Origin of the sequence: Paracoccus sp. Z118 (assembly GCF_019061185.1) — a bacterium.
Lineage (GTDB): Bacteria > Pseudomonadota > Alphaproteobacteria > Rhodobacterales > Rhodobacteraceae > Paracoccus.
Window position 1 is genome coordinate 100,237 of sequence record NZ_JAHQZU010000001.1, and the last position, 14,158, is coordinate 114,394.

Sequence of the window (14,158 nt, forward strand, 5' to 3'; positions counted from 1 at the left end):
TTCAGCCGCCCTCGGGGTTCATTTCGAATAGACGAGGTTCGGCAGCCACAGCGCGATCTCGGGGAAGCGCATGACGATGCCGAGGGTGCAGAGCATCAGCAGCACGATGGGCACGATGGAGCGGTAGATGTCGGCCAGCGTGACATGGTCCGGCGCCATCGCCCGCATCAGGAACAGGTTATAGCCGAAAGGCGGCGTGATGTAGGCGATCTGGCAGGTGATGGTGTAGAGGATGCCATACCAGATCAGCACCTGCTCGGGCGGAATGCCGAGGTCGAGTTTCGCCACCAGCGGCACGTAAAGGGGCGCGACGATCACCAGCATCGCGGTGTCGTCGAGGAACATCCCCATCACCAGGAACGACGCCTGCATCAGGATCAGCACGCCCCAGGGCGACAGGCCGAGTTCGCCCAGGAACAGCCCCTCGATCGCCCGCACCGCGCCGAGGCCGTCGAAGACCGCCCCGAAGGCCAGCGCGGCCAGCAGGATCCACAGGAACATGCAGGTGACGCCCAGCGTCTGGACCGAGCAGATTTCGAACGCCCGCTTCGTCATGCGCCCGCGCAGGGCGGCGACCAGCGTGGTGACGCTCGCGCCGATCACCGACGCCTCGACAAGGCTCGCCCAGCCATAGAGGAACGGCCCCATCATCGAGGCGAAGATCACCACCGGCAGGATGCCCGCGCGCAGCAGCCGCCACTTCTCGGCGGGGGCGATGTCCCGCTCCGCCTTCGGCAGCGCCGGGCCGAGCGACGGGTTCAGCCCGCAGCGGATCACCACGTAGATGATGAAGACCGCCGCCATCAGCAGCCCCGGCAGCATCCCCGCCAGCCACAGCTGCCCGACCGGCTGGCGCGCGATCATCGCGTAAAGCACCAGCACCACCGAGGGCGGGACGAGGATGCCGAGGCTCGATCCCCCCTGAATGACGCCGGTGATCATCACCTTGTCGTAGCCGCGTTTCAGCATCTCGGGCAGGGCGATGGTCGCGCCGATGGCGAGGCCCGCGACCGACAGCCCGTTCATGGCCGAAATCAGCACCATCAGCAGCACCGTGCCGATGGCCAGCCCGCCGGGGATCGGCCCGAACCAGACGTGGAACATGCGGTAAAGATCGTCCGCCATCCGCGTTTCGGACATGACGTAGCCCATCCAGACGAACATCGGCAGCGTCAGCATCGGATACCAGTTCATCAGCTTGATGGCGCTGGTGAACGGAATGGCCGACCCGCCCGTGCCCCACAGCAGGACCGAGGCGAGCGCCGCGACAAAGCCGATGACCGCAAAGACCCGCTGCCCCGTCAGCAGCAGGATCAGCATCCCGCCGAACATGACGACCGCGATGTATTCGTAGGGCATCAGAACTCCACTCCGCGCAGGAAGGCGATGTCGCGGATCAGGAAACAGATCGATTGCAGCAGCATCATCAAAGCGCCGGTCACGATGATGATCTTCACCGGCGCGAGATAGGGCCGCCAGACCGAACGCGACCGCTCGCCCACGTCCAGCGCATAGATCACGCTGTCGAGCCCGCCCCAGATGATGATTGCCAGAAAGGCGATCATCGCGAAGACGGTGACGATATCGATCATCGCCCGGCGGCGCGGCGACCATCTCTGGTAAAGCAGGTCCATTCGGACGTTGCTGCCCAATTGCAGCGAATAGGCCCCGCCGAGCATGAAATAGGCGACCAGCGTGAATTGCGACATTTCCTGCGTCCACAGCGGCGGACGGAAGAACGCCTTGGCGATGATCGACCACAGCAGGATGCCGCCGAGAGCGAAGAACAGGTAAAGCGCCATTCGCCCGACATAATAGTTGAAGCCCTCGACCACGCGGACAAAGGCGACGATCCAGGCGGGCATCATGCGATCCTTTCCAGCGCGGGCATCGCCTGAAGGGCGCGGGTCAGGGCGTCCGCCAGATGCGCGGCCACCGCCTGCTGCCCGGCCGCGCCGGCCAGCAGATCGTTGCGGATTTCCAGCATCGCGTGGGCCAGTCCATGCGGGGTGGCGTGCAGCTTGAGCGTATGGGCGACGCCGTCTGCGGCCGAATAGGGCTGGTTCAGCGCGGCCCGCAGCGGCAGGTCGCGGGCGGCGTCGAACAGCGCCTGCGCAAAGCTGGCGTCGGTGTCGTGGATGATGCCGAATTCGACCTCGCGCGTCTGGCCGAACCAGACCGGGGTGAAGCTGTGGACCGTCACCAGCACCGGCCGCCGCCCCCGTGCGAGCGTTCGCGCCAGTTGCCGCGTCAATGCGGCCTGAAACGGCAGATAGATTTTCTCGGTGCGGGTGATCCGGCCCTCGGCGTCGAGATCGAGATTGCCGGGAATCTCGAATATCTCGGACCGTCCCGCACAGGCGGAAGGCGAATCCGGCGGGCGGTTGCAGTCATAGACGAGCCGCGAGGTCGTGCCCGCCACCAGGGGCGATTCCAGCCGGTCCGACAGCGCCCGCGCAAGGCCGATCGCGCCGGGATCCCATGCGATATGCGCCTCGCGCGCGGCGGGATCGAGGCCGAGATTCCCGAACTCGGCGGGAATGGAATTGGACGCATGTTCGCAGACGAACAGAAACGGTCCCGCCGCCTCGCCGTTGCGCAGATCGACCTCTCCGATCATAAGCCCCTCCCTTGACTTGCCTTGCAGGGTGACTTTCCTGCGGCGATCCGTCAATATCATTTCGCGGTTGCGCGCCGCTGTTAAAATTCTTCCAGAACACGAAAGCCGCAGATCCTGCGTCCGCACCGGCCGATGAAAGGGCCCGCTTTATGCAGCAGCAGACCATGCTCGACCGCCTGCATGCGGCGGCGCCCGTGCTGACTCCGGCCGAACGTCAGCTGGCCGCCCATCTGCGGCGCAACTATCCGGTGGCGGGCCTCGCCTCGATCACCCGGCTGGCGAGCGCGGCGGGGGTCTCCTCGCCCACCGTGCTGCGGCTGGTGCAGAAGCTGTCCTTCCGCGGCTATCCCGAGTTCCAGGCGGCGCTGCGCGACGAGCTGGAGGCGCAGCTCGTCTCGCCGCTCGCCAAGCACGAGCGGTGGTCGGGATCGGCGCCCGAGGAGCATGTCCTGAACCGCTTCGCTGCCGCCGTCGCCGAAAACGTGCAGGCGACGCTGGGGCAGGTGGACCCGGCCGAGTTCGACGCCTGCGCGGCGCTGCTGGCCGATCCGGGGCGGCGGGTCTGGGCGGTCGGCGGGCGCATCACCCATACGCTGGCGGATTATCTCTGTGTCCACCTGTCGCTGATCCGGCCCGGCGTGCAGCTGGTGCCCGACGCCGCCACCGGCTGGCCGCCCGCGATCCTCGACCTGACGCCCGGCGACGTGCTGGTCGCCTTCGACATCCGCCGCTACGAGGCCGCGGTGCAGGCGATGACGGGGATGGCCGCCGATGCCGGGGCCGAGGTGATCCTGCTCACCGATCAGTGGCTGTCGCCCGCCGCGAGCCGCGCGTCCCATGTCTTCGCCGCCCATGTCGAGGTGCCCTCGGCCTGGGATTCGAACATGGGCCTGCTGCTGCTGGTCGAGACGCTGCTGGCGGCCGTGCAGGCGCTGACCCATGACGAGACCCGCACCCGCATGGCCCGGCTGGAGGAGCTTTACGGGCGCAGCAGGGCTCTGCGCCCGCGCTGAGCCGTCACCAGCGGGCCGCCGCAGGGAAGACGTTGCAACCGGACCCGCGCCTTCAGAGTTTTCCCGTGCCGCCGCCGGTCATCCGGCCATCGCCTTCGAGTGGGAAACGACCATGACCGAACCCGACGACACCGCCCCCACCGCGCCCATGCGCGATCAGGAGGGCGAGCGCGCCGCGCTTCTCATCATCGACATGGTCAACCTGTTCGACTTCGCGGGGGCCGAGGCCGTCAAGCCCGCCGCCCGCGACGCCGCCCACGCCATCCTGCGCCTGCGCGAGCAGGTGGAGCAGCGGGGCTGGCCCGTCATCTACGTCAACGACAATTTCGGCGAGTGGCATTCCGAACGCTCGCGGCTGGTCGAGCGGGCGCTGGAGGGTGGCCACAACCCGGTCACGGCCCTGCTGAAGCCGCGCGAGGATGATTTCTTCATCATCAAGCCGCAATTCTCGGGCTTCTACGCGACCAACCTGCAGGTGCTGCTGCCGAAGCTGGGGGTCACGCGGCTGATCCTGACCGGCGTCGCCACCGACATCTGCGTGCTGTTCACCGCCGCCGACGCGCATATGCGGGACTACGACCTCTGGATTCCCGGCGACGCGGTAGCCGCCGAGTCGGCGGAGCGCGGCCGTTGGGCGCTGGAGATCATGGAAGGCAGCATGAGCGCCGCGACGGATGCGACGGACGAGCTTTCGCTGGCCGACTGGCTGGCGCGACTGGAGGATTGAGCGGGGGCGTTCCCCCGCCCGCTCACCCCATCCAGCGCGCCGGCATCAGCCCGCGCAGCGCGTTCCCGACCCACAGCCGCACGCGCGGCAGATCGCCCGCGAGCAGCGTTTCTTCGCGGCATTGCCCGCTCTCCAGCATCTCCGCCCGCAGCACGCCGGCCAGCAAGCCGCTGGACAGGGGCGGCGTGCGCAGCCCCGCGCCCCGGTCGAAGAACAGCGTCGTGATGGTGCCGTCGCAGACCTCGCCCCGTTCGTTCTGGAACAGCAGCTCATGCAGCCCGTCCGGCATCGCGGCGCGGGCCTCGTCATAGGCGGCGCGGCGCGTGGTCTTGATCCGCAGCCAGAGGTCCGCCGAGTCCAGCCGGGCAGGGGCCATCCCCAGCCGCCATTCGGATGGCGAGGGGGGCAGGGGCGCCCGCGTCACCTCCAGCGCGCCGCCCCTGTCCAGCGTCAGCCGCAGCCGGGCGGGCGTGCCGGGCTCGCCCCGCAGCGCGGCTCGCGCGGCTTCCGCGTCGCAGGGCCAGCCGAGCGCCGCCGCGCTGGCGGTCAGCCGCGCCAGATGGCCGCCGATGCGCGGACATGCCGCGCCGTGCCACAGCACCGTCTCGATCAGCCTCAGCGCGGGGTCGTCAGCGGCAGCGCGAAACGGGCTTTCCACAGCGCCTCCTCCCATTCCGATTCCGCCGTCGAATCCTGCACCACGCCGCCCCCGACATTGAGCGTCACGCGCCCGTCCGGCCAGACCGACAATGTGCGGATCGCCACGGAAAAGCAGCCCGACCCGTCCGGCGCCATCCAGCCGAGCGTGCCGCAGTAGACGCCGCGCGGAAACGGCTCGATCTCGCGGATGATCTCCATCGCGCGGATCTTCGGGGCCCCGGTGACGGAGCCGCAGGGAAACAGCGCCCGCATCAGCGCGGGCAGGCTGGCGGGCGCGGCAAGCTGGCCGGTCACGCGCGAGCTCATCTGGTGGACCGTGGCAAAGGAATCCACGGCGAAAAGTTCCGGCACCCGGACCGAGCCGATGCGGCTGATCCGGCCGATGTCGCTGCGCAGCAGGTCCACGATCATCAGGTTCTCGGCCTGGTTCTTTTCCGACGCCGCCAGCGCCGCCGCGAGTTCGGCATCGTGCGCCGGGTCGGGGTCGCGCGGCGCGGTGCCCTTCATCGGGCGTGTCTCGATCATGCCCTTCGCGTCAAGCCGCACGAACAGTTCCGGCGAGCGGGACACGACCACCGGCCCGCCCAGATCCGCAAAACCGCCGAAGCCGACCGGCTGAAGGCGTCGCAGCGCATGATAGAGCCCCGCAGGTGAGCCGCGTTCCAGCCGGCTTTCCAGCGGGAAGGTCAGGTTGACCTGATAGCAGTCGCCCGCGCCGATATAGGCCTGCGTGCAGGCGAAGGCGGCCCCGTAATCGCCGCGCGAGATCAGCGGGCGCAGGGGGGAAAGCCGGATCTCCTCCTCCGGCGGCGCGAAACCATCCGGGGCGTCCGGCGCGTCGAAGACCCCGAAGGCGAGCAGCGGCCCCGTGCCTGCGGGGATCAGCGGCAGCAGCCGGTCCTCCAGCGCATAGCCCGCCTCATAGGCGATCCACCCGGCGATCCATTTGCCCGCGCGCCGCGCCGCCTCCAGCCGTTCCAAGGCGGGCACGACCTCGTGCGGCGCGCAGGCCGTGACCCGTTCGCGCCGGTTGCGGAACAGCACAGGGCCGCCTTCCGGGCCGAATTCGCAGAATATCACACGCGCCCTCCGCAAGCGGGTTCCCGGCCCAGCCATAGCGCCGGGCGGGCCGTGCTGTACTCCCCGGCGAGTGAAAGCGCCATGCGGGCGGCTGCATCCCGGACGGCAGCCGGCCCGCCATCACAGGCGGGCCGTCTCGCTTTCCGGCCGGCTCAGGCGACTTCCGCGAGGTCCGGCACCGCGTCCAGCAGCATCTTTGTGTAGTCCGCCTGCGGGTGGTCGAAGATCGCGTCCACCGGCCCGCTTTCGACCAGCACGCCCCGATGCAGCACGCCCACGTCGTTCGCCATCTGCCGGATCACCGCGAGGTTGTGGCTGATGAGCAGGTAGGTCAGCCCGAACTCGGACTGCAACTCGCTCATCAGGTCCAGCACCTGCGCCTGCACCGACACGTCCAGCGCCGAGGTCGGCTCGTCGCAGACGATGAACTCGGGCTGGCTGGACAGGGCGCGGGCGATGGCGATGCGCTGGCGCTGGCCGCCGGAGAACTCGTGCGGGAACTTGCGCATCACGACGGGGTCCAGCCGGACCTTGCGCAGCAGGTCGGCCACGCGGTCCTCGACCTCCGAGCCGCGGGCGAGGCCCAGCACCCGGATCGGCTCGGCGATGATGTTGCCCACCCGCCAGCGCGGGTTGAGGCTGGCATAGGGGTCCTGGAAGATCATCTGCACCGCCCGGCTGCGCGCCCGCTGCGCGGCAGAGACGGACCACACGTCCATCCCGTTCACGACCACGCGGCCCGCCGTCGGCTCGATCAGCCCGGCGATCATCCGGGCGCAGGTGGATTTGCCCGAACCGGATTCGCCGACCAGCCCGTAGGTCTCGCCCTTGCGGATGCGGAACGAGACGTCGTTGACGGCGCGGAAGACATTGCCGGGGCGGCGCAGCAGGCGGCTGATGACCCTGGACCCGACATCGAAATCCTTGGTCAGGCCCCGGACGTCCACAAAGGCGGGGGCGCTGTCCTCGGGCGCGGGGGGCGGGGCGTCGCCGCTGCGGGCGATGGTCGGGATCGAGCCGATGAGCTTCTTCGTATAGGGCTCGCGCGGGTGGCGGATGATCTCGGCCACCGGGCCGGTTTCCACGACCTTGCCCGCGTTCATCACCATGATCCGGTCGGCGATCTGCGCGATCACGCCCATGTCGTGGGTGATGAGCATGATCGCCGTGCCGCGCCGCTGGCAAAGCTCCTTCAGCACGCGGATGATCTGCGCCTGCACCGACACGTCCAAGGCCGAGGTCGGCTCGTCCGCGATCACCAGCTCCGGGTCGGCGGCGATGGCGAGCGCGATCACCACCCGTTGCCGCATCCCGCCGGAAAACTGGTGCGGATAGGCGTTGATCCGCTGGCGGGCGTCGGGAATCCCGGCCTCCTCCAGCAGCGAAATCGCGCGTTCCAGCGCCTGGCTCTCGGTCAGCGGCATGTGCTGGCGGATGGTTTCCACCAACTGGTCGCCGATGGTGAACAGCGGGTTCAGCGAGGTCAGCGGGTCCTGCATCACCATGCCGATCCGCTTGCCGCGCAGATGCTGCATCTGCTCTTCGGGCAGGGTGTCGATGCGGGCGCCGGACAGGTGGACCTCGCCCGAGGTGATCTGGCCCGGCGGCTCCAGCAACCCGATCACGGCAGAGCCGGTCATCGACTTGCCGGCGCCGGATTCGCCCACGACGCCCAGCACCTCGCCCCTGGCGATGTCGAAGCTGACGCCGTCGAGCGCCCGGAAATTGCCCCGGCGCAGCGGGAAATCGACGACCAGATCGCGGACCGAAAGGACGGGAGCGTTCATTTGCGCAGCCTCGGGTTCAGCGCGTCGCGCAGCCAGTCGCCCAGCAGATTGACCGAAAGCGCCAGCAGGATCAGCGTGATGGCCGGGAAGGCGAGAATCCACCACTCGCCCGAGAACAGGAACCGCTGGCCGATGCGGATCAGCGTGCCGAGGCTCGGCTGCGTCGGCGGCACCCCCACGCCGAGGAACGAGAGCGTCGCCTCCTCGATGATCGCCAGGGCGAGGCTGATGGTGGCGATGACCAGCACCGGGCCGAGGACGTTCGGCAGCACATGCCGGATCGCGAGCGCGACCGGATGCCGGCCCAGAAGCCGGGCGGCGGAGACGTAGTCCTTCTGCCGCTCGACCATCGTCGTGCCGCGCACGGTGCGGGCGAACTGCGCCCAGTTGGACAGGCCGATGGCTAGGATCAGCACCCACACCGCCGTCTGCTCCTGCCGGGCGGCCGGGATCAGCCCCTGCGCCACGCCGAAGATCAGCAGCGCGATGAGGATGGCGGGAAAGGAAAGCTGCACATCCGCGATCCGCATGATGAGCGAGTCGAGGAAACCGCCGCGATACCCCGCCGCCAGCCCCAGCGACACACCCAGCGCCATCGCGAACAACGTGGCCGAAAAGCCCACGAACAGCGACACCCGCGCACCATACATCAGGGTGGACAGCATGTCGCGGCCCTGGTCGTCGGTGCCGAGCAGGTAGGTTTCGCCCGACAGCGACTCGCCCCCCGGCGGGGTGAAGCCGTCCATCAGGTTGACGGTCGCCGGCTGGAACGGCGTGTGCGGCGCAAGCCACGGCGCGAAGGCCGCGGCAAGGATCAGCCCCAGCGCCACGATCGAGGCGATGATCGTGACCGGCGAATGCGAGTAGGACCAGAAGATGTCGCTGTCGCGGACCCGCTGCCAGCGGGTCCTGGGGGTCGAGATGACGGGATCGGTCGGTTCGGTGGTCGGGTCGGTCATGTCAGTGCCCTCCGGCGCGGCCCTGCACCCGCAGGCGCGGATCGACGAGGTAATAGAGGATGTCCACGATCAGGTTGATGGTGACGAAAACCAGCCCGACCATCATCAGATAGGCCGCCATGACCGGCACATCGACCGCCTGCACCGAGTTGATGAACAGCGAGCCGACGCCCGGCCACTGGAACACCGTTTCCGTGACGATGGCGAAGGCGATCACCGAGCCGAGTTGCAGGCCGGTGATGGTGATGACGGGGACCAGCGTGTTCTTGAGCGCGTGACGGAAGTTGATGATCCGGTCCGGCAGGCCGCGGGCGCGGGCGAAGCGGATGTAGTCGCTGCGCATCACCTCCATCATCTCGGCCCGGACAAGGCGCATGATCAGCGTCATCTGGAACAGCGACAGCGTGATCGCCGGCAGGATCAGCGAGCGCAGCCCGCTTTCGGTCAGGAACCCGGTGCGCCACCAGCCGAAATCCACGGTCGCGCCGCGCCCGTTCGACGGCAGCCACTGCAATTCCACCGCAAAGATGTAGATCAGGCCGATGCCGATCAGGAAGGTGGGCAGCGACACGCCGACCAGCGACAGCGTCATCACCACGCCCGACAGGAACGACCGGGACCGCAGCGCGGTGAAGATGCCCATCAGCACCCCGATGACCACCGCCATCGTGGCGGATACGAAGGCCAGTTCCAGCGTGGCGGGCAGGCGGTCCAGGATCAGCCGCGTCACCGGCTGCTGCAAGCGGTAGGAGATGCCGAAGTCGCCCCGCAAGGCGTTGGTCAGGAAGTTCCAGAACTGGACATAGAACGGATCGTTCAGCCCCAGCCGCTCGCGCATGAGTTCCTGATCTTCCAGCCGGGTATCGACCCCGGCCATCGAGACGATGGGATCACCGACATAGCGGAAGATGAGAAAGGCGATCAGCGCGACCACCAGCATCACGATGACGGACTGGAAGAGCCGCTTCAGCACGAAGGCGAACATGGCAATGATTCCTGCTGGTCACTTCTGACGGCGGATCGGGGCGTCTTGCATGGCCGGGAAATCATGCGCAAGCGTGACGCCGGGACACTTGCAGGTCGGCCCGCCGCCCCGAAAGGCGGCAGGCCAGGTTCAGGATGCGGACCTCAGTCGAAGGTCACGCTCATCATCAGCGGCTGGTTTTCCGGGTGAACGTCGATGTTGACGCCCGCGCGGGTGGCATAGGCCAGCAGCTGGTTGTGGATCGGCAGCATCACCCGGTCGGCCTGCACGACCTCCCAGATTTCGGCGATGGTGGCGTTGCGCGCATCGAGGTCGATCTCGGTTTCCAGCGACTCGATCTTGGGATCGAGTTCCGGGTTGGAATACAGCCCGCCGTTATGGCGCCGTAGCTGCCTTCCTTGGTGTGGACCAGATCGTTGAAGATATAGGCCGAATCGAAGGTCGGAACGCCCCAGCCCATCAGGTAGAAATCGCTCTGGTTGCCGGTGATGAGCGGCGAGTGCTGCGCGATGGGACGCGAGGCGAGGTTCACCTGCACGCCGATCCGCGCCAGCATCCCGACCACCGCCTGCGAGATCGCCTCGTCGTTGATGTAGCGGTTGTTGGGGGTGTCGAGCGTGATCGTGAAGCCGTCCGGGTAGCCCGCCTCGGCCAGCAGTTCGCGCGCGCGTTCGGGGTCGGGGGCGGGATACTTGTCCAGCTCCTCGGTCCAGCCGTTCACGAAGGGCGGCGAGGCGACGCCCGTGGGATCGGACTGGCCGCGCATCACGACCCGCTGGATCGCTTCGCGGTCCACGGCCAGATGCAGCGCCTCGCGCACCAGCGGATTGTCGATCGGGTTCGAATCGGTGATGTTCGACGACTTCAGCGGCTCTTCTCCGAAGCGGTAGCCCAGATAGATGCTGCGGTTCTCGGGGCCGGTGGTGACGGTGATGCCGTCGCTGGATTGCAGCCGCTCGATGTCCTGCACGGGAACGTCCTGCACGAAATCGACCTCGCCCGACAGCAGCGCCGCAAGCCGGGTCGCGTTCTCGGCGATCGGGGTGTAGATGATTTCCGTCACCTGCGGCGGTGTTTCGGCCCAGTGATTCTCGAACAGGGACATGACGGACCGCACGTCCACCTCGCGCTGGGTCAGCGTGTAGGGGCCGGTGCCGTTGGTGTTGCGGACGGCGTAGTTGTCCTCGCCCGCCGCATAGTCCTGCACCTCGACGACGTTGTTCGCCTCGGACCATTCGCGGTCCATGATGAAGGTGTTGGTCAGGTTTTCGGGATAGATCGGCGACGGCCCCTTCATGTGGACCTCGACCGTGTGGTCGTCCACCGCCACTACGCTGTCCACGCCGACGTGAAGCTGGCGCATGTTCGACGCCTGGCTGCGCGCCCGGTCGAGCGAGAACACCACGTCATCGGCGGTGAACGGCGCGCCGTCGTGGAAGGTCACACCCTCGCGCAGCTTGAACACCCAGACGTCGGGCTCGCCTTCCTTGATGCCCCATTCGGTCGCGAGGCGAGGGGTCAGGCTGCCGTCCACGGCCCGGTCCACCAGCGTCTCGTAGATGTGGTGCAGGAAGTTGTGGTTGGTCCCGAGGTTCTGCGCGTGCGGGTCCAGCGTCGTCGCGTCCGCCGCCTTGGCCCAGCGCAGCGTCTCGGCCGCGACGGGACCGGCCAGCACGGTCGCCGACAGCAGGGTCGCCGTCAGCAGCTTGTAACGATGTTTCATCCTCGTATCCTTCGATGCCAGATTGTTGGTCACGTTGCCGTGCGCTTCGCATTTCTGCAACAGGTTCCGGGGGGATGACGCCGGCCGATCCCGGCGTCTCAGCCCGTTCCCAGCACCTCGCCGACCGCCTCGGTTGTGGCCGCGACGATGGTGTCCGCCTCGCCGGGCGTCAGGCACAGCGGCGGCGCGAAGCCGATAATGTCGCCCTGCGGCATCGCCCGCGCGATCACGCCGCGGCGCAGCATCGCCGCCGCGACCTTGCCGCCGATGCCCTCGCCCGCGTCGAAGAACGCGCGGCCTTCGCGATCCTTTACCAGTTCCACCGCGCAGAGCATGCCTTCACCCCGGACTTCGCCGACATTCGGGTGATCGCCGAGCGCCGCCCGCATCCGCTCGTTCAGGTAAGCGCCCACGCTTCCGGCGTTCCCGACCAGCCCCAGATCGTCGATCAGCTTCAGGTTCGCCACCCCCGCCGCAGCGCCGATGGGGTGGGCGGAGTAGGTCCAGCCGTGGCCGAAGACGCCGTTCTCGTCGGTGCCCTGCATCAGCACCTCCCAGATACGGTTGCCGACGATGGTCGCCGATAGCGGCGCATAGGCCGAGGTCAGCCCCTTGGCGCAGGTGATGAGGTCGGGCTTCAGCCCGTAATGGTCCGAGCCGAACATCGACCCCAGACGCCCGAAGCCCGTCACCACCTCGTCCGCGATCAGCAGGATGTCGTGCCGGGCCAGAACCTTCTGGATCGCCTCCCAATAGCCCTTCGGCGGCGGCACGATGCCGCCCGTGCCCAGCACCGGCTCGCCGATGAAGGCGGCGATGCTGTCCGCGCCCTCGGCGGCGATCAGCTTTTCCAGCTCCTCGGCGCAATGGGCGCTGAACTGCTCCTCGGTCATGCCCGCATCCTTGCGGCGGAAGTAATAGGGCGCCTCGGTATGGATCACCTGCGCCAGCGGCAGGTCGAACTTGCGGTGGAACAGTTCCAGCCCCGTCAGCGAGCCGGTCATCAGGCCGGAGCCGTGATAGCCCCGCCAGCGCGAGATGATCTTCTTCTTCTGCGGCAGGCCGCGGATGTTGTTGTAATACCAGACCAGCTTGACGTTGGTCTCGTTCGCGTCCGACCCCGACAGGCCGAAATAGACCCGCGCCATGCCTTCGGGCGCGCGGTCCATCACCATCTTCGCAAGCGTGATCGACGCTTCCGAGCCGCTGCCGGCATAGGCGTGGTAATAGGCCAGCTCGCGCGCCTGCGTGGCGATGGCCTCGGCGATCTCGGCCCGGCCATACCCCACGTTGACGCAGTAGAGCCCCGCGAAGCCGTCCAGCAGCCGGTTGCCGTCGCGGTCGGTGATGTGGCAGCCCTCGCCGCCCGTCACGATCCGCTGCGTGCCCTCGCCGCGGGCGAATTGCCCCAGATGGGTCGAGGGGTGGAAGAAGCTCTCGCGGTCCCACTTCGCCAGTTCGTCGTTGCTCAGCATCGTTTCCTCCTCATTTTCCACCGCCCGGCCTCCGCGTAGCCGTCACGGCACGATTCCTTCCAGCTCGCGCGGGCCGGGCCCTTCCATATCCTCGGCCCCGCCGACCTCGACCCCCACCACGGCGACGCAATCGCCGGGCTTCACGATCCCCGGAACGTGCCGCGCGGTCAGGATGCCCGAACGCTGCGCCGGCAGCACGGTCGGCGCGACCCCCGTCCGGCCCGTGGGCCAGAGCCGGGCGATGGCCTCGCCCTTCGTCACCCTGTCGCCGAGATCGGCCTTGAACTCGACCAGCCCGCCATCCTCGGCGAAGACGAAGCAATCGGCGTCGGGCATGTCGAGCCAGCGGGTCTTGGCTTTGGGCACCTCGCCCGGCAGGATGCCGCAGGCGGTCAGCACGTTCCGCAGGCCCTCCCGCGCGATCCGCACCGTGCGGGCGGTGGCGGTGCCGCCGCCGCCAAGCTCGGTCGTGACGAAGACCTTGCCCATCTCCTCGGCGGCGGTGTCATACATGCCGATGGCGTCGATCTCGAGCATCCGCACGGACCACGGCGCGCCGAACGCCTCGACCAGCTCGAAGGCGCGGGCCTCCTGCGTGCGGGTGGCGGCCTCAACGCCGGGCAGGATATGGGCGGCGCAGAAGGGCAGGAAGTCCAGCGTCTTCCCGCCCGAGTGGAAGTCCAGCACCACGTCCGCCATCGGCAGCAGGATCCGCTGGAAGTAATCCGCGATCTTCTCCGTCACCGTGCCGTCCGGCCGCCCCGGAAAGCTGCGGTTGAGATTGCCGCGATCGATGGGCGAGGTTCGCGTTCCCGCCGCGAAGGCGGGCTGGTTCATCGCCGGGATGATGATGAGCCGCCCGCTGACGTCTTCGGCCGCCACCGTGGCGGCGAGGTCGAACAGCGCCAGCGGCCCTTCGTATTCGTCGCCGTGATTGCCGCCGGTCAGCAGCGCGGTCGGCCCGTCGCCGTTCTTCACCACGCTGATCGGGATCACGACCGAGCCCCAGGCGGAATCGTCGCGGCTGTAGGGCATGCGCAGGAAGCCGTGCTGGATGCCGTCGCGGTCGAAATCGACCGTGGCGAGCATGGGCGAGGGGCGAAGATCGGTCAGCTGCACGAGCATCGGC

Annotated in this window: 12 protein-coding genes and 1 pseudogene; 2 read left to right on the top strand and 11 right to left on the bottom strand. The window is 68.1% G+C overall.

Annotated features, from left to right (window positions below):
- Positions 1-18: 18 nt before the first annotated feature.
- The 3 genes from KTN05_RS00540 to KTN05_RS00550 are packed head-to-tail and all read right to left on the bottom strand — an operon-like array spanning position 19 to position 2,620.
- Complete coding sequence (locus KTN05_RS00540; protein WP_217327420.1) at positions 19-1,359, bottom strand: TRAP transporter large permease subunit; 1,341 nt, start codon at positions 1,357-1,359, stop codon at positions 19-21.
- Positions 1,359-1,865, bottom strand: coding sequence for a TRAP transporter small permease subunit (locus tag KTN05_RS00545; protein ID WP_217327421.1), 507 nt, complete (start codon positions 1,863-1,865; stop codon positions 1,359-1,361). The genes KTN05_RS00540 and KTN05_RS00545 overlap by 1 nt, the downstream gene beginning before the upstream one ends.
- Entirely contained in the window at positions 1,865-2,620 is a 756-nt protein-coding gene (locus KTN05_RS00550) for an N-formylglutamate amidohydrolase (protein WP_217327422.1), read from the bottom strand. Before KTN05_RS00550 ends, KTN05_RS00545 begins: the two co-directional genes overlap by 1 nt.
- 149 nt (positions 2,621-2,769) lie before the next feature.
- Between KTN05_RS00550 and KTN05_RS00555 the strand changes: the two genes are divergently transcribed.
- The gene (locus KTN05_RS00555) at positions 2,770-3,633 is read left to right on the top strand and encodes a MurR/RpiR family transcriptional regulator (RefSeq protein WP_217327423.1); all 864 of its coding nucleotides are present in this window, start codon (positions 2,770-2,772) and stop codon (positions 3,631-3,633) included.
- 112 nt (positions 3,634-3,745) lie between these two features.
- Positions 3,746-4,360 carry an isochorismatase family cysteine hydrolase gene (locus KTN05_RS00560; protein ID WP_217327424.1) on the top strand — a complete coding sequence of 205 codons (615 nt, stop codon included), beginning with the start codon at positions 3,746-3,748 and terminating at the stop codon, positions 4,358-4,360.
- A gap of 22 nt (positions 4,361-4,382) precedes the next feature.
- Here KTN05_RS00560 and KTN05_RS00565 read toward each other — a convergent pair whose 3' ends face one another.
- The 8 genes and pseudogenes from KTN05_RS00565 to doeB all read right to left on the bottom strand — a co-directional run bounded on the left by KTN05_RS00565 (position 4,383) and on the right by doeB (position 14,154).
- A complete protein-coding gene (locus tag KTN05_RS00565) occupies positions 4,383-5,018 on the bottom strand; it encodes an aminotransferase class IV family protein (protein WP_217327425.1) in 636 nt (211 codons plus the stop codon).
- Positions 4,976-6,100 (bottom strand): aminodeoxychorismate synthase component I, encoded by a 1,125-nt coding sequence (locus KTN05_RS00570; RefSeq protein WP_371823245.1) that lies wholly within the window; start codon positions 6,098-6,100, stop codon positions 4,976-4,978. The genes KTN05_RS00565 and KTN05_RS00570 overlap by 43 nt, the downstream gene beginning before the upstream one ends.
- A gap of 152 nt (positions 6,101-6,252) precedes the next feature.
- Positions 6,253-7,887: an ABC transporter ATP-binding protein gene (locus tag KTN05_RS00575; protein WP_217327427.1), complete on the bottom strand. Its 1,635-nt coding sequence runs from the start codon at positions 7,885-7,887 to the stop codon at positions 6,253-6,255.
- Entirely contained in the window at positions 7,884-8,846 is a 963-nt protein-coding gene (locus KTN05_RS00580) for an ABC transporter permease (protein WP_217327428.1), read from the bottom strand. The genes KTN05_RS00575 and KTN05_RS00580 overlap by 4 nt, the downstream gene beginning before the upstream one ends.
- A 1-nt stretch (position 8,847) precedes the next feature.
- A complete protein-coding gene (locus KTN05_RS00585) occupies positions 8,848-9,831 on the bottom strand; it encodes an ABC transporter permease (RefSeq protein WP_217327429.1) in 984 nt (327 codons plus the stop codon).
- A gap of 143 nt (positions 9,832-9,974) precedes the next feature.
- A pseudogene (locus KTN05_RS00590) lies at positions 9,975-11,554 on the bottom strand (ABC transporter substrate-binding protein).
- 98 nt (positions 11,555-11,652) lie between these two features.
- Positions 11,653-13,029 carry an aspartate aminotransferase family protein gene (locus KTN05_RS00595; protein ID WP_217327430.1) on the bottom strand — a complete coding sequence of 459 codons (1,377 nt, stop codon included), beginning with the start codon at positions 13,027-13,029 and terminating at the stop codon, positions 11,653-11,655.
- A gap of 42 nt (positions 13,030-13,071) precedes the next feature.
- On the bottom strand, positions 13,072-14,154 hold the full coding sequence (gene doeB, locus KTN05_RS00600) for a N(2)-acetyl-L-2,4-diaminobutanoate deacetylase DoeB (protein WP_217327431.1): 1,083 nt from the start codon (positions 14,152-14,154) through the stop codon (positions 13,072-13,074).
- Positions 14,155-14,158: the final 4 nt, after the last annotated feature.

Bases quoted from the DNA above. Each gene is read 5' to 3' on its own strand.
- KTN05_RS00540 (WP_217327420.1), bottom strand. From the start codon at position 1,359: ATGCCCTACGAATACATCGCGGTCGTCATGTTCGGCGGGATGCTGATC.
- KTN05_RS00545 (WP_217327421.1), bottom strand. From the start codon at position 1,865: ATGCCCGCCTGGATCGTCGCCTTTGTCCGCGTGGTCGAGGGCTTCAAC.
- KTN05_RS00550 (WP_217327422.1), bottom strand. From the start codon at position 2,620: ATGATCGGAGAGGTCGATCTGCGCAACGGCGAGGCGGCGGGACCGTTT.
- KTN05_RS00555 (WP_217327423.1), top strand. From the start codon at position 2,770: ATGCAGCAGCAGACCATGCTCGACCGCCTGCATGCGGCGGCGCCCGTG.
- KTN05_RS00560 (WP_217327424.1), top strand. From the start codon at position 3,746: ATGACCGAACCCGACGACACCGCCCCCACCGCGCCCATGCGCGATCAG.
- KTN05_RS00575 (WP_217327427.1), bottom strand. From the start codon at position 7,887: ATGAACGCTCCCGTCCTTTCGGTCCGCGATCTGGTCGTCGATTTCCCG.
- KTN05_RS00580 (WP_217327428.1), bottom strand. From the start codon at position 8,846: ATGACCGACCCGACCACCGAACCGACCGATCCCGTCATCTCGACCCCC.
- KTN05_RS00585 (WP_217327429.1), bottom strand. From the start codon at position 9,831: ATGTTCGCCTTCGTGCTGAAGCGGCTCTTCCAGTCCGTCATCGTGATG.
- KTN05_RS00595 (WP_217327430.1), bottom strand. From the start codon at position 13,029: ATGCTGAGCAACGACGAACTGGCGAAGTGGGACCGCGAGAGCTTCTTC.
- doeB (WP_217327431.1), bottom strand. From the start codon at position 14,154: ATGCTCGTGCAGCTGACCGATCTTCGCCCCTCGCCCATGCTCGCCACG.